The 18165-nt window shown below is 69.8% G+C and carries 19 protein-coding genes; 2 read left to right on the top strand and 17 right to left on the bottom strand.

Annotation, left to right across the window (positions count from 1 at the left end; genetic code table 11):
* Positions 1–4 precede the first annotated feature (4 nt).
* The 17 genes from ACH4PU_RS35210 to ACH4PU_RS35130 form a co-directional block, all read right to left on the bottom strand.
* Entirely contained in the window at positions 5–1126 is a 1122-nt protein-coding gene (locus ACH4PU_RS35210) for an adenosylhomocysteinase (RefSeq protein WP_398281803.1), read from the bottom strand.
* A 27-nt stretch (positions 1127–1153) separates the two neighbouring features.
* The gene (locus ACH4PU_RS35205) at positions 1154–2155 is read right to left on the bottom strand and encodes an NAD-dependent epimerase/dehydratase family protein (protein ID WP_398281800.1); all 1002 of its coding nucleotides are present in this window, start codon (positions 2153–2155) and stop codon (positions 1154–1156) included.
* A 30-nt stretch (positions 2156–2185) separates the two neighbouring features.
* A complete protein-coding gene (locus ACH4PU_RS35200) occupies positions 2186–3022 on the bottom strand; it encodes an aminoglycoside phosphotransferase (RefSeq protein WP_398281797.1) in 837 nt (278 codons plus the stop codon).
* The gene (locus ACH4PU_RS35195; RefSeq protein ID WP_398281794.1) at positions 3019–3675 is read right to left on the bottom strand and encodes a histidine phosphatase family protein; all 657 of its coding nucleotides are present in this window, start codon (positions 3673–3675) and stop codon (positions 3019–3021) included. Before ACH4PU_RS35195 ends, ACH4PU_RS35200 begins: the two co-directional genes overlap by 4 nt.
* A complete protein-coding gene (locus ACH4PU_RS35190; RefSeq protein WP_398281791.1) occupies positions 3672–4433 on the bottom strand; it encodes a phosphotransferase in 762 nt (253 codons plus the stop codon). The genes ACH4PU_RS35195 and ACH4PU_RS35190 overlap by 4 nt, the downstream gene beginning before the upstream one ends.
* A complete protein-coding gene (locus ACH4PU_RS35185) occupies positions 4430–5275 on the bottom strand; it encodes a class I SAM-dependent methyltransferase (protein ID WP_398281788.1) in 846 nt (281 codons plus the stop codon). Before ACH4PU_RS35185 ends, ACH4PU_RS35190 begins: the two co-directional genes overlap by 4 nt.
* A 31-nt stretch (positions 5276–5306) precedes the next feature.
* On the bottom strand, positions 5307–5819 hold the full coding sequence (locus ACH4PU_RS35180; RefSeq protein ID WP_398281785.1) for a topology modulation protein: 513 nt from the start codon (positions 5817–5819) through the stop codon (positions 5307–5309).
* A gap of 96 nt (positions 5820–5915) precedes the next feature.
* Complete coding sequence (locus ACH4PU_RS35175; protein ID WP_398281782.1) at positions 5916–6980, bottom strand: hypothetical protein; 1065 nt, start codon at positions 6978–6980, stop codon at positions 5916–5918.
* Complete coding sequence (locus ACH4PU_RS35170) at positions 6965–8683, bottom strand: carbamoyltransferase (RefSeq protein ID WP_398281886.1); 1719 nt, start codon at positions 8681–8683, stop codon at positions 6965–6967. The genes ACH4PU_RS35175 and ACH4PU_RS35170 overlap by 16 nt, the downstream gene beginning before the upstream one ends.
* Before the next feature lie 8 nt (positions 8684–8691).
* The gene (locus tag ACH4PU_RS35165) at positions 8692–9645 is read right to left on the bottom strand and encodes a thymidylate synthase (RefSeq protein ID WP_398281779.1); all 954 of its coding nucleotides are present in this window, start codon (positions 9643–9645) and stop codon (positions 8692–8694) included.
* Complete coding sequence (locus ACH4PU_RS35160; protein WP_398281776.1) at positions 9642–11489, bottom strand: hypothetical protein; 1848 nt, start codon at positions 11487–11489, stop codon at positions 9642–9644. The genes ACH4PU_RS35165 and ACH4PU_RS35160 overlap by 4 nt, the downstream gene beginning before the upstream one ends.
* Positions 11486–12154, bottom strand: coding sequence for an HAD family hydrolase (locus tag ACH4PU_RS35155; RefSeq protein ID WP_398281773.1), 669 nt, complete (start codon positions 12152–12154; stop codon positions 11486–11488). Before ACH4PU_RS35155 ends, ACH4PU_RS35160 begins: the two co-directional genes overlap by 4 nt.
* A gap of 113 nt (positions 12155–12267) precedes the next feature.
* Entirely contained in the window at positions 12268–12861 is a 594-nt protein-coding gene (locus ACH4PU_RS35150; protein WP_398281770.1) for a DUF6624 domain-containing protein, read from the bottom strand.
* Positions 12852–13472: a hypothetical protein gene (locus tag ACH4PU_RS35145; protein ID WP_398281768.1), complete on the bottom strand. Its 621-nt coding sequence runs from the start codon at positions 13470–13472 to the stop codon at positions 12852–12854. The genes ACH4PU_RS35150 and ACH4PU_RS35145 overlap by 10 nt, the downstream gene beginning before the upstream one ends.
* A gap of 329 nt (positions 13473–13801) precedes the next feature.
* Entirely contained in the window at positions 13802–14281 is a 480-nt protein-coding gene (locus tag ACH4PU_RS35140) for a DUF6415 family natural product biosynthesis protein (protein WP_398281765.1), read from the bottom strand.
* Positions 14278–14541, bottom strand: coding sequence for a hypothetical protein (locus ACH4PU_RS35135; RefSeq protein ID WP_398281762.1), 264 nt, complete (start codon positions 14539–14541; stop codon positions 14278–14280). The genes ACH4PU_RS35140 and ACH4PU_RS35135 overlap by 4 nt, the downstream gene beginning before the upstream one ends.
* A 50-nt stretch (positions 14542–14591) precedes the next feature.
* Positions 14592–14801 carry a hypothetical protein gene (locus tag ACH4PU_RS35130; protein WP_398281759.1) on the bottom strand — a complete coding sequence of 70 codons (210 nt, stop codon included), beginning with the start codon at positions 14799–14801 and terminating at the stop codon, positions 14592–14594.
* A 232-nt stretch (positions 14802–15033) separates the two neighbouring features.
* Between ACH4PU_RS35130 and ACH4PU_RS35125 the strand changes: the two genes are divergently transcribed.
* The gene (locus ACH4PU_RS35125) at positions 15034–16425 is read left to right on the top strand and encodes a helix-turn-helix transcriptional regulator (protein WP_398281756.1); all 1392 of its coding nucleotides are present in this window, start codon (positions 15034–15036) and stop codon (positions 16423–16425) included.
* Entirely contained in the window at positions 16422–17309 is an 888-nt protein-coding gene (locus tag ACH4PU_RS35120) for a phosphotransferase enzyme family protein (RefSeq protein WP_398281753.1), read from the top strand. Before ACH4PU_RS35125 ends, ACH4PU_RS35120 begins: the two co-directional genes overlap by 4 nt.
* Positions 17310–18165: the final 856 nt, after the last annotated feature.

Here is an 18165-nt window from a genome sequence, read left to right as displayed (position 1 = left end):
GGGATCACCTGTCGAAGTGGTCGAGCCAGATCCGGGCAATGGCCTGGCGGTCGGTGGTGGGCATGTCGTGGAGCCCGGGTTGCAAGCGGCCCTGGCTGAGGGCCGAGGTGGCGGCGAGGATCTCGGCTTGGACGAGATGGATGTAGGTGCCGACGGCGGCTCCGTGCACGAAGTTGACGGCGCCGCCATCGGCGAGGACGTAGAAGTAGTGGCCGGTAGTCTCGTAGCGCGTCAGGTGCCGGCCGACTGGAGTGCGCTGGTAGAGGCCGCTCAGGCTGCCGAGTTCGAGCTCGTCCTCCGAGGACGTCACCGAGGCGAGGTACGCCCCGTTGCGCAGAGCGGCGAAGTCCCCTTGGCGGAGCGCCAGGTTCCCGGTGGCGCACAGGACGAGGTCCGCGTCTCGGAGCGCCTCGGTCGTCGAGGTGGCCGTCCGGAAGCCCTCGGAGTGCGCCTGCACGCTCCTGACCGGATCGGTGTCGTGCACGGTGACGCGCAGGTCCTGGGCGCGCAAGGTCCGAGCGATGGCCCGGCCGATTTTTCCGAAGCCGATGACGCAGGCGTTCCGGCTGGTCAGGATGTCACCCCGGGCCCGTACTAAGGCGTCGGCCGAGAAGACGATGGACCGGCCCACGAGATGGTCCTCGCAGTCCTTCAGCGGGGATCGGGCCACCGAGACGATCGGACAGGGCAACCGTTCGAGTGCCGCGTACCTCTGATACCCGTTCTCGGTGTCCTCGACGACGCCGAGGACGCGGCCGGAGAACTTCTCCACCAGGGTGTCGAGGCAGGGTGCGAAGTAGCCTCCGATGTCCACGAGGACGACGTTCCGGTCCTCAGCCGTCGCTTCCAGGAACTCCAACGCCCTGGTCGAGTCGGCGAAGAGTTCCCGGCTGAGGTCATGGACGACGAAGGCGCGCCGGACAGCCTCCAGCGTCGGCATGTCGACGGACCTGGGTTTGGGCAGGATGGCCCCGACCGTGGCCGTCGAGGCCATCGCGCGCAGGAACGCCGGCCGCTCGGGGAGCAGGTGCGTGATGACCAGCGTGGTGACGTGGTCACGGGCGGGGAACCGCGTCGTGATCTGCCGGAAGAAGGTATCCAGCCGCGCTTTCTCGGGACTCTCCACTGCAACTCCTCTACATCGTCCGGCTGGTCATGCTGCGTGGCCGTACGCGGTGGACTCGGCGGTCAGTGCCTGCATCTGAGCCCGCATGCCGTTGTGGAGGCCGACCTGGGGCTGCCACCCCAGAACCTCGTGAGCACGTCGCGGGTTGGCGCGGGTGGTGAGGACGTCGCCGCTGCGCGGGTTCTCCTGGCGAACCCGGATCTCGCGCCCGGTGAGGCTCTTCGCGATGTTGATCACTTCGAGCAGGGAGGCGTTCGAACCGCCCCCGACGTTGATCACCTCGTCGGTCGCCGGAGCCCCCGCCGCCGCGATGGTGGCGGCGACCGCGTCGTCGACGTACGTGAAGTCGCGGCGCTGGTGACCGTCGCCGTACAGGCGGAGAGGCCGGCCGGTCAGGGCGGCTTCGAGGGCGCGGTGGGTGAACATGTCCGGGCGCTGGCGGGGGCCGTAGACGGTGAAGTACCGGAGGGCCACGACGCTGGCGGGGCAGCGGGTGTGCCGGGCGTGCGCGAGGCAGAGCTGCTCCTCGGCGAGCTTCGTGACCGCGTACGGAGATGCCGGCTGCAGCCGGTCGGTCTCGACGCTCGCGCCGCCGTCGGTGGGGCCGTAGACGCTGGAGGACGAGGCGACCACGAGCCGGGGGACGCCCATATGGCGGGCCGCGTCCATGACGCGGTGGGTCGCGAGGACGTTGCAGGCGACGTACTCGCTGAACTCCGGTCCCCACGAGGGACGTACACCGGGGACGCCGGCGAGGTGGAAGACGACGTCCGCGTCGACCAGGAGGGGCTCGATCGCGCAGTCGAGCAGGTCGGCGGTGACGTGCAGGTACGTGGGGAGCGGCTGAAGAGCGGCGAGATTGGCCGCGGCCGCCCGGTCGGTGGCAGGGGCGCGTCGGTCGACTCCGACGACGACGGTGCCGGCCTGGACGAGGGCGTGCGCGAGGTGAGAGCCGATGAAGCCGGCGGCGCCGGTGACCACCGCGCGGCGTGGGGCAGCGGTGAGCGTTTGGGGCGCGTGCTGTGTCACGAAGGTCTCCAGGAACGGGAGGGCGGAAGCTCAGGCGAGTCGGGACAGAACAGTGCGGCCGTGGGCGCTGAGGGCGAGGTCGCCCTTCTCGTGTCCGCGAACCAGGGCGGTGACGGCCTCGACCGCGCCGAAGGACTCCAGCAGGCGCTGCTCGCTCTCGTTCAGCCGGGCTCCGTAGCCGGCGAAGAACGCCGTCCGGAGGTGCGGCGCCGCTTGCCACCGGCGAAATTCGAGCCGGGTGAAGTCGCGGACGCGGGCGTCCCTGCGCATGTGCTCGAAGTCGCACACCCAGAAGGAGGCGCCGAGGATCCAGTTCCGCGGTTGGTAGTCGAGGTGGCAAACCGCGCTGTCCATGCGCGTGTTCGCCAGGACGGCCGCACTGTGACTCAGGTGGTCGCGCTCGGCCTCGGAGAGGAGAGCGGCCTGGTCGGCACGGGCGATCCAGTCCCGGAGCCGTTGGGACAGCTCGGTCCCGACGGCGCCGCTGCGGCGGACCGAGGTGGCGTGGTGCAGCTTTCCGAGGACACGGCCGGCCTCGTAGTGGGACCGTTCCTCCTCGGGCGAGCCGGGGGACACGGTGTCGACTCGGACGCCGGGCACGGCGGTCAGCAGCAGGGTGTACGTGGAGTCCCGGCGTCCGACCAGGTCGGGGGCGTGGCCCTTCAGATGGGCTCCCCATGCCTCGTAGGCGTGCAGTTCGTGGAAGTACCGGTCGCGTGCGCTGTGCTGCTTGGCGACGAACTCGTGGCCGTCGGTGTCGGACAGGCGCAGGAGGCGGTGCGGAAGCGACGGGTCGGGAAGGACCCGCACCTCCCCGAGTAGGCTCTGGGCCAGCTCGACACGCGGATCGTCGAACGATGTGATCACGAGGCGGCCTCCCGGTCCAAGGCGATGAGGTGCTCGGTGTCGTTGTGTCGGTCGAGCATCCACCGCCGCTGGCCGAGCCGGTTCAGGTGGTGCTGCCATCGGGTGATGGACCCGTGAGAGACCGTGAAGCCGGCCGGGGAACCGAGTGGAATTCCCAGGAGCAGGGTGTGCGCGGCGATCACTGTCTCGCCGTGCGCGGCGAACAGGATGCGCTCACCCTCGTGCTGTTCGGCGAGTTCCTTAAGGGAGCGGGCGGCCCGTTCCAGGTAGCCGTTCCACGTGTCGGACCCGGCGGCCCAGGGTGTGTCCGGATGGGCGTGCGGTCCGCCGTCGGCGGCGGTTTTGACCTCGGCCCAGGGCCTGCCGTCGGCCGCACCGTGGGCCGGGCCGTCGAGGCGGTCGTCGATGATCAGAGAGATTCGGAGAGCCTGGCTGATGATCTCGCCGGTCTGGCGCAGACGGATGCGCGGGCCGGCGTACAACGCGTCGAACGGCTTGACGTGGTGTTCGGCGGCGAGGCGGACCGTGGTGCGTTTGACCTGGGCGTATCCACGGTCAGTCAGTCCGGTGCAGGTGCTCGGGCCGCCGACCAGGCCGTCGACGTTGCACTGAGCCTCGCCGTGACGGACGAAGACGAGTTCGGTGGTGATCATGTGATTCCTCGGGGACGAGGCCGGGGCGGCTCGCTGAAGCGGTAGCCGTTGCGGCCGGTGTAGGGAGCGGTGAGGACGGCGTGCAGGGCGAGGAAGTCGTCGAGCCGCCGGCGGTCCGTGGTGCCGAGCCGGGGATCGTGGCGTTCGGCGGCCTCGTTGTAGGCGCACAGGGCGGAGTCCAAGGCCGGCGAGGCCAGCGGCCCGTACGTCAGGATCAGCGTCGCGATGAGCTTCGCCAGGTCGTATCCCATCGGCGCCAGCGTGAGGTCGTCGGTGTCGACTGTGCAGACGTCGTCGGCCTCGGTGACGATGAAGTTCCGGAGGTTGCTGTCCTTGTAGAAGGCGGCCGGTCCCTCCGCGGTCTTTTCCAGCAGCGTCAGCATTGCGTGGAGGGCGTCTCGATCCGGCAGGTAGCCCTGCCGCAGCCTTCTGCGAAGGGCGTCCTGGCGGGGAGCGAGGTAACCGTCGAACGAGGTGCCGTCCCGCAAGCGGTACGGCGCGTGCAGAGCGGCCGACCGGAGGTCGGTGGACCAGGCGGCTCCGTGGGCGTCGCCCAAGAGCTTGGCCAAGATCAGCAAATCCTCGGGCTGCGCCGAACGGCCGTCGATCCACTCGTAGGCCAGGCTCGTCGGCCGGATCGCGACCAGCGCCGGCAGCCGCATCGGCCGCGCGTGCTCGGCGAGCCAGACGTGGTGGCGAACGGCCGATGTCGCCCGGCCAGCGGTCTCGTAGTGCTTGACGAATCGGCGGGTGGTCACGGCCGGCCCCCTCGGGGCCGGGCCACGACGAAGGTGACGAGAGAGCTCGTGGTGAACGGCCGATCGGGCAGGAACGTGTGCAAGGCCGCCGCGATCGCACTTGGATTGCCGTACAGGCCGGGGGAGAGGTGGTACTTGGGGCTCGTGGCCAGGTAGTCGGCCAGGTGGTCGTGACCGTCGAAGGTGAAGGCGTGCTCCTCGTCTTCCGCGGCGAGTACGTCGAGCGACGTGGCGGCCAGGCGGGCGAGGTTGCCGCTGTGCGCCGAGGCGTACAGGCTCTCGTGCTGCTCGGCACGCGCGTCGAGGCCGCCGGCAGCGACCAGCTGATCCATCTCCCGGTAACTGTCGAGGCCCTTGGTGACGAGCACGGCCAGGCCATCGGGTGCCAAAACCCGGTCGATGTCCGCGATGACCGCCTGAGGGCGCGGCGAGTGGTACAGGCAGAACGCGGCGACGATGACGTCGCACGACCCAGCGGGTACGGGGAGTTGATGGAAGTCGCCCTGGAGAAAACTCACCGGCAGTCCGGGCACCCGACGGGAGCGTCGGCGGGCCAGCTCAAGCAGGGCCGGCGCGGCGTCGAGGCCGACGACGAGGCTGGGCCGGAGTTCCCGGGCGAGGGTCAGGGTGCTCGTGCCGCGACCGCAGCCCAGGTCCAAGGCCAGCCCGAGACGGCCCGGCCGCTCGTGGTGGTCGCGCACCAGCTCGGCGATCGTGTCCGGTACGGGACGCCCGGAGGTCTTCGCCCGCATCAGGGCGTTGGAGCGGCCGACCAGCCGGGAGGCGTGGCCGTACAGCTCTGGCTGCCGCGCCGGGTCCAGGAAGGGGTTGGTGGCGCTCACTCCGCACCAACCCCTCGCGGCCGGCGGACGCTCAGCGGTGCTCGGCGGCGACCTTCTCCAGCCAGCGACGCGTCTGCCGCCGGTTGGGCAGCAGTACGACGTCGGCACGGCCCGCCGCGAACTCCTCGATCTTGGCCATGACGCGCGGGCGCATCTTGCGGCGGTATGTCGCCACGTACTTGATCACGCCCCGGTGAATGCGGTTGTGCACTCCGTTGCCCTTGTGCCCAGCCCCATGCCGGATCTGTCGGGAGAAGATCCCGTACAGTGCCGCCACGGTCGAGACGTCCATCAGGACCACCGTGTCGCACGCTTCGAGCCGGATCCGCAGCGTCGAGTTGTAGTTTCCGTCGATCACCCACTTCGGCTGTTCGACCAGCTCCCGCTGCCGGGCGGCGAACTTCTCCATGGGCAGCTCGTTCCACTCGTCGTCGTAGAACGCGGCGTCCAAGTGCGTCACCGGGGCGTCGAGAAGCCTGCCGAGCTCGCGAGCCACGTACGACTTGCCGCTGCCTCCGCAGCCGACGATGGCGACCTTCTTCATGGTGCTCCAGCGTAGAGGCGCTCGACCGTCCGGTCGGACCGGTCGAAGGGACACGTTGGGATGGTCCAGGCGTCGTCCCCTGGACGGTCGGCTCGATCACGTCGCCCTCCGGTCGACCGTGTCGGATCCGGTGGCCGTTTCCAGGACGGCTTCCAGCGTGTCGACCTGCCTGCTCAGCCGGAACAGGTCCAGGCGATCCAGACAACTCGCGATCAAGTCCGCGTGCTGCCGCGTGCCGACGATTTCCTGGAGATGAAGGAGCCGCTCGACCACCTCGCCACCGGAGCCGATGATCAGCTCCTCGGGCACGAAACGGTCGGCGCTCCGGATGTCGGCAGGGACGAGCGGGAGGCAGCCGGCGAGTACCGCCTCGAAGATCCGCTGCGTCATCTGCCCGACGGCGGCGTACCGCTCCGGCAGCATGAGCACGGTCGCCAGCGACCGGCCGTACACACCGTCTACGGCCTCGAAGGGGAGCCGCCCGAGGAACCGGACGTGCGGCCAGCGGTTGGTCCTGGGCCACTTCCCCCCGACCACGTGATCGAACTGGGCGGCGGCCGGCGCGAAGAACCGGTCGAAGTGCTCGTCGCGGTCGTACTGGTTGCCGACGTACCCGAGGACCAGGTCTCGCGGGCCCAGAGCGAGCGTGAGTGGATCCGCCTCGGCGAGGAGGCGGTCGTCGACCGGGAAGAGCAGGCGTTGGGCCCCCGCTGTGGGGTGGAGAGCGGCCTCGCAGATGGTGGTCTGACGCAGACGTCGCCACGTGCTGTCGGACGGGAGCCGGCGGTCCTTGTCCCAGATCACGGTCGGTGTCCGCAGCTGCACGGTGTACCGGGCGAGTAGTTCGTTCTGGCGGTGCAGGTCGCAGGTGTGCCCTTCGGTGCCGCAGGGGGTGGTGCTGCGTCCTTCGATCGCCCAGCGCCACTCCAGGAACAACACGTCGATGGCCGGGGTGCCGGCGTGGAAGGCGTAGGCGTTGCCCAGGTTGTCACCGGCTTCGACCAGGTCGCGATTGGTCTGGAGGAAGACGACTTCGTGGCCGCGGCCGAGGAGAGCGTCGATCAGGGGGCGGCGATGGCTGCGGCCTCCGTCGGGGGTGTCGGTGATCCCGTTGCCGAGGAATCCCCAGAAGCTGTATCCGATCTTCACTTGGTGATCCACCGGCCTTCCAGCAGCAGGGCGTCCAGCCCGGAGTCGGCCAGGCATTCCAGGGCCATCTCCGGCGTCCCGCAGATCGGCTTGCCTTTGACGTTCAGCGAGGTGTTGATGAGCACCGGCACCCCGGTGCGGCGGGCGAAGGCGCGCAACACGTCATGGACGAAGGGGTTGTCCGACCGAGTGACGGTCTGCAGTCGTGAGGTGCCGTTGGCGTGCACGATCGCCGGTATGCGCTCGCGAGTCGTGTCGGTCACGCCGGACGCCATCGACATGTAGGGAGCCTCCTGGCCGAGGGTGAAGAACTCGGCGGCGCATTCGGCCGGGACCATGGGGGCGAACGGACGGAACGACTCCCGGAACTTCACGGTGGCGTTCAGCCGCTCGACCACCCCGGGCTCCAAGGGGGAGGCGAGGATCGAGCGGTTCCCGAGGGCGCGGGGACCGGCCTCGGCCCGGCCCTGGAAGAGCCCGACGATCAGGCCCTGGGCGAGCTGTTCGGCGAGGAACTCGTCGGCCTCGATACCCAGCGTCTTCTCCTGGAGCGTGGGCCACGGCGTGAGGTCGAGGGCCTTGGGCCGGTAGCAGGGTCCGAGGTAGCAGGCCCGGGCGACGCCGGACACGGGCCGCCTGCCGCGGTCGCCGGTGTGCACGGCGATGGCGGCCCCGATCGCGGTCCCGGCGTCTCCGGGGGCGGGCGGGACGAAGACCTCATCGAAGATGCCGTCCTCGACGATCCGGCCGATGCCCACGCAGTTCGTGGCGACTCCACCACCGACGCACAGCCGACGCGATCCAGTGATCACCCGCGCCCGACGGGCCAGGTGCAGCATCACCTGCTCGGTACGCTCCTGTAGCGCTGCGGCCAGATCCCGGTGGACGTCGAGGAGCGGCTCGCTGGGGTGGCGCTCCGGGCACGTCTCGGAGATGAAACGGTGAGACGTCCTGGGGTAGCCCGAGATCAGCACGCGGGGCGGGAAGTACGCGGGGTCGACCGCGAACCCCGTGGGTGTGGTGCGCACCGCGCGGGCGAAGAGCCGTCGGAACGGCGCCGGGTCGCCGAGCGCCGCGAGGGCCATGACGGTGCCCTCCTCGTCACCCCGGCGCCAACCGAGATGCTCGGTGACCGCGCCGTACGCGTAACCCAGGGAGGCGGGGTCGTTGATCGCCTCCAGGGTGCGGGCGGACGGATGGAGTGCGTCGTGGCCGCGGGCGATGGTCGTGGTCTGCCGCTCGCCGAGGCTATCGATGATGAGGATCGCTGACTCGTTCCAGCCGGACGCGGCGAAGGCCGCCAGCTGGTGGGCGCGGTGATGCAGGACGGCGGAGACGCGGGCAGAGGGGAACCGCCGGGCGAGGGCGCGAGTCCGCAGCTGGGTGCGCGTCGCCACCTTGAGGAAGCCTCGTGCCCTCGGCAGCGCCCGGCCGCGCGTCGTCGCTGACAGCGCCAGACGCAGGGCGGCCGGGGACTCGACGAGGTAGCGGGCGGGCCGGAAGTTGTAGGCGACGGCGTCGACGTCGGCGGCGGTGAGTCCGGCCTCCTCCAGCAGCCACTCGACGGCGTGGTACGGGTACGCCTTGGTGTGCTTCCGCCGGGAGAGCCGTTCCTCCTCGACGAAGCCGATCAGCTCTCCGTCGACCAGCAGGGCGGCGGAGGAGTCGTGGGTGTAGGAGCACACGCCGAGGATGACCGAGGGGACGTGGTCCATGGTCCTCATCACCGCGCCCCTGCCGTCTCGCGCGTGTCCGAGGGCCGGGCGCGGCGGTTGAGTTCGTCGTACCAGCCGGTCAGCGCCTCGCCCAGCGGCCCGTCGATCTGCGAGGCGACCCGCCGCGCCTGCTCGCGCCGGCCGCCCTTCCACAGGCGGTAGCTACACATCGTCTCGGCCATCGCGTCCCAGCCCTGGTGGCCGGTCTCGTCCCGCGCCTCGACACGGGCGAGGAGGTCGTCGAAGCCCTGCCATGGTGTGGTGAGTTCCGGCATGGCCGTGCCCGCCGTGACCGACAGCTCCTCGGTTCGGCTGATGTGGTCTTCGTAGATGTGCAGCGAGCCCACGTGGTGGTGGTACTCGCCCAGCTCGGCGCCGAGCCAGCCCGCGACCAGCTCGTGCAGGACGGTGTAGAAGAACAGGTCGTACGGCATGCCGATCCACACGTCCTGACCGCGCATCGTGGTCGACATGTGCAGACGGCCGGCGCGCAGGTTGAAGCGGAACCCCAGGGTGCAGGGCACGTCCTTGTGCCCCGCGGCGTCCTGAGCCGGGTCGTAGAGCTGGATCAGCGCCCGGCGGGAGTCGGGGTCCTCCCTCAGGGTTTCGACGACGCGGCTCAGCTGATCGACGGTGCCGGCCCACTTCCGCATCCTCGGCCCGTACGCGCCGCGCAGGACGCCGTTATCCGCGTACTGCCGCAGGCGCGAGTTGTAGTCGAAGATCCACGGGGCGTCCGAGCCGGATAGGTGCCAGACGGTCTCCGCCACCGCGAACGCGGGGTTGATGACGCGCGTCGGCGGCGCGTACAGCAGGCGGGCCCGCGGCTGGGTCAGCCGCATCTGGACGTTGAGGACTTCGCGGGTCGCCATGCCGCGGGGGCTGGCCTTCTTGCCGTTCTTGGCCAGGGCGACCGCGCCGACGAAGAGCTCGGCGACGCTGTCGGCGGTCAGGTGTTTCATCGGGCAGAGGCTCCTTTGTCCTGCGACAGCCCAGAACCGCTGCCGCTGGCATCGTGATGGGTCGGGTGGGAGTGCGTGGCGCAGTCGTCGGCGCGGCGGGTGATGAGGCGGGCGACTCCGGCGGCGCTGTCACCACGCCAACGGCAGACCGCGTCCACCGCTGTCCGGTCGACCGGTGGGCGCGGACCGCGCAGTGCGACGAGCGCCTCGGCGACGCGGTCGGCCGTACCGCACCGCTGCGCGAGCCCGTGGTCGGAGAGGCCGAGCGTGCGCTCGCCAGGCAAGCCGAGTTCGAGCACCGGAACGCCCACGAGCACGGCCTCGATGCCGCACGTCGAGTAGGCGCTCGCAAGGACGTCGGCAGCGGCCAGACAGCCCCGAGCACCGATCCGCGGATCGGCAACCGCCACGAGTTGCCGGCCGTCTCGTTCGAGTAGGGAGCCGAAGACATCGATGCTCTGCGCCGGGTGCGGTGCGATGACGAGCCCCCAGCCGCCGACCTTCCGTAGACCGCCTAGGAGGACGTCGGCTTGGGCCTTGAGCCGGTCGGGCCCGAAGGGCTGGCAGGCCCAGACCGCGATACGGGCAGGGGCTCGCCGTCGCCCGGGGGCCAGCAGGCGCTCCAAGTAGCGCCGCTGGGGCTCGCGGCGGAGTCCGGCGAGCGCGTCGAAGCGGGGCTGGCCCAGCACGTGGACTTCGGCGTCAGGGCGGCGTGCCCACGCCTTCGCCAGCGGGACGTCCCGCTGGCCCATGACGGCGATGTCGCGGCTGTGCAGTGCGGGCCACGCGACCGACTCCGCCGTCCAGGCTCCGTGTTGGACGTGCACCGTGTTGATGCCGTGGCGCTCCGCCACGTGCACGGCCAAAGCCCCCAGCGGACTGGTGTCGTTGCTGACCAGAACGGTGTTCGGCCGGGCGGTGCCGAGCACGCTGTCGAGCCACGACTCCGCTTGGACCACCGTCCGCCACGATGGCTGGGTGCACCCGCCGAGCATCTCCAGGAGCACGGATGCGAGCCGGACCAGCCGCGGAAGGTGAACGGTGTGTTCCTTCACGCGGACGACGCCGCGTTCCAAAGGGCGGAGTTCGGATACGGCACCGGCGAGGTCGAAGAGGCCGACCGGGGGCGGACAGACGGTGATGCCCTCCGCTCCTGGAGCAGAACACCGCTCCGAGGGGTCCGTGGCAAGGTCGAGCAGCAGGCTTGGCCGACCGCTGCGGGCCAGCTCCTCAAGAACCGGCAGCAATGTCTCCGCGTGGCGAGACGACCACGACAGCGCCACCACCTCACCCTCCGGCAGCGCGGACACGGGAGGACTGGGCAGGTCCGGAGCGAGGCGAAGCGGGGGCAACTTGCGGAGCCGCGCGGAACGGAGAGGATTGTGGGGAGCCGGGGCCCCGAGCGCGTAGGCGACGCCGGACCAGGTGACGGTGTACGCCCGCGACTCCCGCGAACTGTCCGGGCGTATCCCGACCAGACCTTCGTACGGTGCCGGGACCAGGGAGCCGGGGGCCGCCGCGAAGGGCTCCCAGCCGCTGAGCGCCACCAACTTCCGGACGAGCTGGGTCACCAGGCGCCGCACCGGCACGTGCTGCACGTACAGCCACCCGGCACCGCCGGACGTCGCCGCGAGCCCTGCACCGTACTGATCAAGCGCTTCCATGACCCGGTTGACGTGCTCGTCCACCTCGGCGCGGTCGAGTGACAGGGCCTCCAAGTCCCTCGTGGAGATCTGGTCGGACCGCATACGCCGGAGCGCACCCTCTCCGACCAGCGCCCATTGGGGCCGCTCGCGGAACTCCCTCCGGACGAGGCCCAGCGCGCTGCGCGAAGCGGTCTTCATGCCGCGCCCCCGTCCAGAAACCTGGCACGGGAGCGGCCCGCGTCGAGGAACGGCAGCAGACCCGTCGGCGACTCGATGACGAAGGGGCCGGGGGCGGTGGGCGTTCCATAGCCCCAGCCGGCGTGGACGTACGAGACACCGGCGCGACGGGCCGTCTCCTGGTCGACTGCCGTGTCGCCGACGTACAGCGCGTCGGCCGGGTCAACGCCGAGGTCGATGAGAGCGAGCAGGATGGGATCCGGTGCCGGCTTGCCCCGCCCCGCACCGTTCGGGGTGCGCACGGTGGCGAACGGGACGCCGAGGCGGGGCAGCAGAGGAGCGGCGCGGGCCAACGGCTTGGACGTGACGATGCCCAGCCGCCACTCGGCGGAGGCGAAGGCGTGTAGAACCTCGGGAATGCCGGCGAAGTCCCTGACGAGGCGCGACGCGGTCGTCGACGCCGTCGAGTAGGTCTCGTGGATCGACGTGGCGTCAACGAGCCCGAGCTGCCCCATGATGTCGGTGAAGGGACGGCCGAGGTGGCGCTCGTACGCCTCGAAGGGGAGATCGAGGGCGTGGGTTTCCTGGACCACGCGCCACGCGTGCCGCATGACCGGACGGGTGTCGACGAGAACGCCGTCCAGATCGAGGAGCAACGCGCGCGGTGTCGAAGCTTGGCGGTTCATCCTTCTCCTCGGAGCGTGAGGTGAAGCCGGGCAGAGGCCGACGAGCATGTGCTCGCAGGAGGAGTGGCGGCCGTCCGCGTCGAACGGGGCCGGATCGTTCGGGAGCGGGGTCGTCATACCGTCGCCCCCACCAGCACCCGGCCTGTCGGAGCACCGCCGGCCGGAAGGGTCTCGGGCCCGCAGCCGGGCCGAAGCCGAACTGCCGGCTGCGTGGGTCTGAACGGTGGCAATCCGACGCTGGCGCGGCGGGCGTCGAGGTCCTCCCGATCCCGGATCGGCGGCGTCTCGACCTCGGCCGGGCCGAGGCGGCGCTGTGTGCCGTAGAGCTGGGGGTCTCCGGCGTTGATGCTGCACCGGTCGTACAGATGGGCCCACTGCTGGACGGTCGCCTCGCCGTGTTCGACAGCCGTGGCCAGGAGGCGCAAGGCCAGTCGCTGGAAGTCCTGGAGGCTGTCGGCGTACAGGGCGAGCTGCCAGGCCGCCTTGGCACCGGCTTCGCTGACGAGTCGACGGCCGGGCCAACCGTGAGCGCTCACCAGGCGCCGCAGCACCTGACCGTTGGCGTGGTCGACGTGCTGGCCCAGGGAGATCTCGGAATCGCTCGCTTGTCCGCGATGGAGCCTGCGGCGATACTCCCGAGCCCTGGTGGACCGGATGATCAGGTCGCGGGCGATGTCCGGCCGCTGCGGTGGCGTTGTCACAGGCACGCTCCGAACTGGAGGACGGACACGAGCCTTCGGGCGGTGCGTACGTTGATGTCGCCCAGGGCGACGGCGGCGGTGCCGTCACACCGCAGACAGTCGGGTTGGAAGAGGAGATCCAAGAATCCGCCGTCGGTTGCCGCTGTGAAGGCGGTACCGAGCCGGCCGAGGACCCGCTGGGCCTCGGCCCACTCGGTCACGTCCCGCTCACGGTGCTCCGGCGGCGCGCCGAGCAGCCGCGCAAGCCGGTCGGCCGTCGGCAGGGTGATCTCGCCGAGACGGATCTTGGCCTGGTGCACGCGCGGTTCCGGCATCTCCAGGAGGTGAGCCCGGAAAGCGGCTCCCAGCTCGTCGGCGGTCCTGAACGCGCGCTTCAGGCTCTTGCGGACGAGCAGGGTGAGGGCGTCCGCGGTTTCAGCCTCGATGAAGTCCAGGCGGATCCGCGGCCGGTCGCCGGCTACCAGGACCGTCGGTCCAATGAGGCCGGCGGTTCCGAGGATCTGCTGCAGTTCGTGAGCCGCTCGCGCGACGTTCTCCCGAACCTGCTGCTGGGGCGTGGGAACGGCAGCGGGCTCTGGATGCCCGGCCGGGCATTCGGTGTCGGTGATTGTGATCAACTAGGGCTCCGGACAGGGATACCTGGACAGTGGACGGGGGAAGTTCGCCCGTCACGGTGGTGTGGTCTGGCGAACGCTCCGACGGAGGACGAGCGCCAGGTACGCGGCAACTGGGTGGAGCATTAGCCGGCCAGGAGGAGACCGGAGCCGAGGCACGCGGTTTCGATGCGGAGGCATACTGGCGTCGTCACGGTGGCGCGGTACGTCTTGTGCCTTCGGGGGCCGCGTACCCACCAAACGGCCTGTCCGGCTGCTGCGGTGGTCGGGCCTTCCGGTGGTCCATCCGTTGTCCCGGTCAGGTCCGCGCCGACGAATGCGCGGCGGCGGCTTCATACCGACCTGCCCTGGAGGAGGCCGGCGCCGAAGTCCGGAAGGGGGGCACCGTCGTCTTCGGCCACCATGTCGAGCAGTTCGAGCACCAAACAGGCAAGTCGGCGGGCGTAGGGATTCGTGGGGACGAAGCCGTGGGCGGACCCCTGTTCGGCAAGGTGGTGAGCGCGGCCCACCTTCCGCACGAGGCCCTTGTCCGGGTGGCCCCTGGCCAGTTCGAGCGCGCGCGTGATGAGCGGCCAGACACAACCCAGAAGACGTCGCACGACGATCTCCAGGTCCTCGACGTCCAGCGGTGCGGCGCCCAGGCCGAGGACCATCTCCAAGTCGTCGTCCACGTCCTCCTTGATGAAGGAGCCCTTCAACGCGCTCAGTACATCCAGTAGGGCTCCGGGGTCGAGGCGGTGCACGGGTTCGACGTTCACCCAGCGGTCGTAGGAGCCGTTTCGCACTGGCAGCGGGGGCAGGACGGAGTTCACGCGACGACCTCCTCGACCTGTGCGCGGAACCTGGCCCAACAGTCCCTGCCGTTGCGCGTCGAGCCGGTGCTCCGGGCGTCGGTCGTTGAGCAGAGCAGGAACATCTCGCGGACGCTGGTCTTCCAACGGTCTGGCCCCAGGACGCCGAAACGCTGGCTGACGTTGTGGCCGACGAAGACGCGTGCGCTGTCGGGCTGGCTTTGCCGGGCGAGACTGCGGTCCTGAGGGTCTGCGTGTTCAGCGAGGTTGGCGCGGAACACCGAGCGGACCGTGTGACGTGCCGATCGTGAGAGAAGTGCCGGGGACGTGGTCACTCGTTCTCCCCGGGGCCGCGGTCGGGGAGCGGCACCGCGCGAGCGAGATCCCAGTAGACCTCGTAGTCGTGTGAAGGCCAGCTGGCCGCGTCCCCGTGGGCGCGCCGGTAGCGGGCGCCGGCGGGGGATTCGGCCGAGCGGTCGTGATCCTGCTCCGGTCGGGGCATCACATGACCGGACACGGCGGTGCCGGGGGAATCAGGCATGAGAAGGCTCCAGCGTGAGCGGTTTTTGGGCACGATGGGATACCGTCGTCGGCACTTCCGGGCGTGGCTTCACCGCGGAGGGCGGAGAAGGGGGGGCGTGCCGTTGAACGCGGGTACGGGCTGGGTCTGTCGGCTGGCACGGATACTGCCGGGCGCCGCCGAGCCCGTGAAAGGAGCGGATGCGTACGGCTTCCCGGTACGCATGAGCGGGCCGAACGAATAGGGAGGCGTGATGCCGCAGCCGCCGAAGGAGCTGAACCCGACCGGTTCGATGAGAGAACGGTTCGGTGCCCACTTACGCCACTGGCGCCGGGTCCGGAGACTGTCTCAGACGCAGCTCGGAACGCTCGTCCACATCAGCGGCAACCAGATCGGCAAGATCGAAAAGGGCGAGCGGCTGTGCCGGCTTCCGCTGGCACGCCTTCTCGACGCCGCCCTGGACACCGGCGGGATCCTGGAGTGGATGTGCCCCGATGTGGAAGCGGAAGCGGACAGCCAACGGCGTGATGCGTACAAAAACGAGGGCGGAGCAGGCCGTGATCGTGTAGGTGTACGGCAAGCGGTCATGCTGTCACTTGACGACGACACGCTGGGCGACAACTGGAGTGACGTGCACCGCCGTTCTCTTTTCACCGCAGGAGGCGTTGCCGCGATAGCGGCTTCTCCGTTCTCCCACCTGCTCGCTCCCACCGAGCCTGCCCAGCTCCCCTCCGTGGTCCGCCTTCAGGACATCGAGCAGATCCTGGACGCCGCGAACGTCGTCTCCGGCTGGGACAACGCCTACGGCGGAGGCGGCATCGTCCGCCAAGTCGCGACGGCTCAGCTGAAATGGGCTTCCGCCCTGCTCGAGTGCCGCTGCCCCGAAAAAATCCGCCCCCAACTCTTCGCGGCTGCGGCGAGATTGGGCATGGTCGTCGGCGCCACCGACTTTGACGCCTACGCCCACGACGACGCGCGCCGCGTGTTCGCCTTCGCCGCCGCTTGCGCCGAGGAGGCGGGGGAGTGGCACCTGCGTGCGAAGGTCTACAGCTTCCGGGCACGGCAGGCCGTCTGGCTCGGTGACGCGGACACCGGGCTCACCCACGCGGAACTGGGCCTCGCGCGTCCCGAGCGGCTCACCGCCACCGAACTCGCCATGCTCCACACCGCCCGCGCCCGCGCCTTCGCGAAACTCGGTGATGTCGAGGCCGCCCTAAGGGCCGTTGGGGAAGCGGACGAGGCATTCTCCCGCCGCGTTCCCGCCGACGATCCGCCCTGGATGACCTACTACGACGAAGCTCAGCACCAGGGTGATACCGGACATGCCCTGTACGATCTCGCCCTCGTCGGCCATCACCAGCCGGCGGCCGTGGATCGCTTCAGTACCGCGGTGCGGCTGCACACCGACGCCTACGTGCGGTCTCGGGCGATGTCCCGAACCAAACTCGCCGCTCTGCACATGGCCGTCGGTGATCCGCGTGAGGCCGTCGGCATGGCGGAACTCGCCCTGGAGGACGTCGGACAGATGCGTTCCCGGCGTGCGGCGGAGGGGCTTCGTGAACTCGCCACCTTCGCGTACCGGCACCGCGCCGTACCGGAGGCCAGGGAACTGCGCGAGCGTATCCAGGAGACGATCGACGCATGAGCGCCGTAGCCGTCTGTTCCCGCCGCCTCCTGGAGATTGCCTGCCACCAAGCAGGCATTCCCTCCGCTGGAGCGGAGCCGATCCGTATCGCGGGGAACGCCATCTGGCGGCTCCCTGGCCGTATCGTCGCCCGCATCGGCCGTCCCGATTGTGAAGCCGTCGCCGACAAGGAACTGGCCGTGGCCCGCTGGCTCGCCGACAGCGGAGTCCGCACCGTGCGACCGGCTGTCATGGACAAGCCTGTCCTCGTCGAGGGTCGACCGGTCACCTTCTGGGAGGAACTCCCGCCCCACCGGCCGGGAACGGCCGGCGATGTCGCCCGGCTCCTCAAGCAGATGCACCGGCTGACCCCACCGTCCTCTCTTCACCTGCCGCCGCTGGCGCCGCTCGCCAAGACGAGGCACCAGATCACCGGCTCCGACATCCTCTCCCCGGGCGACCGGAGCTGGCTCAAGAACCGCGCGGATCAGCTTGCCGAGGAATTCGACCGGCTCCCACCCGGCCTCCCGGCCTGCGCCCTGCATGGCGACGCATGGGACGGCAACGTCGCCGTCGACGCCGACGGCACCGCCTACCTCCTTGACCTTGAGAACGTCTGCTACGGCCCCCCGGAATGGGACCTGGTCTCAACAGCGGTAAAACACTTGACGACCGCCACCGTCACAGCGGCCGAGTACGACGCCTTTCGCCGCGCCTACGGGGTGGATGTGACTTTGTGGTCCGGCTACCCGGTGTTGGCCGGCATCCGTGAACTACGCATGGTCAGCTTCGCACTGCAGATCGCCGACGAGCACGCACACGCGCGTGCCGAGGCCCAGCACCGTGTTGACTGCCTGCGCGGCCGGAAGGGACTACGCCCGTGGACCTGGACAGCAGTGCCCTGATGAGCTTCGCCGAGGTAGTCCCGCCAGTAGTTGATCTTGAGGGCTGGCGGCGAGTACCCGTTGTCCGTTCGGCGCACTGTTGTTGGAGGTCACAACAGGTGTCGCCTGAGCGGGGCCAGCTGTGACCTCGATTGAGTGGGCCCCATGCCCCAGTTCAGTAGTCGGTCGGGCACGCCAATCGCTGCACAACCGGGTTAATAGGGCGCTGTCGGGGCGGATTCTGCCGGCAACGCCGCAAACTTTAGGAAATAGGTATTCTCTCCACCCACCAGATAGATGGGGGCTTGTAGGAAACCTTGTCGAAAACCCAGTGGCCGGGCAGTCGAGCCGGTTGGTCAAACCCGCAGGTCGGGCGGAATGCGAAGCCTGTGCTCGGTGGAGTGAGCGCGTGCTTGCAGTGGGGTGCCGACCGACGAGTGACAGGGTAGCGGATCCTGGGTTGTGAGGTCCTCCCCTCGTGGTCGGAGCGTGGTCGACCAGCCTGTGACCTGGTGTTTTGTCGTGGCGGACTCTGAGAGAGAGCCCGGTCGTCAGGGAAGCGGGAGAGGACCAATTTCCGTTTCGGGTGTTTGAGGAGATCTGCGTAGGTGTCGAGCGTCGCTGAGCGGCGCTGCTGTCACCCCGGTGGCTCGGTATGACGGGGCCGGCGCTCCGGGCTGTCGGCGCCGCGAGGTCTCTAGCAGGGTTCGTTCGAGGCTGCCAGGCGGCAGTGGTGTAGCGCGCTCCGTGGCGGTGCGCTGTGTGCGGTGCGGTGGCCTCGGGCGCCGTCTGGTGCGTGCTTGTCGGCGGGGTGCGCGGTGGCGTGCACTGGTTACGGCCCTTTAGCGGAGAGTGGCGGTCCGGGGCGTTGCCGGGG

The organism is Streptomyces sp. NPDC021100 (assembly GCF_044333095.1).
GTDB lineage: Bacteria > Actinomycetota > Actinomycetes > Streptomycetales > Streptomycetaceae > Streptomyces.
Note: the sequence above shows the minus strand (reverse complement) of the source record. Positions and strands in the feature narration are given on the sequence as shown.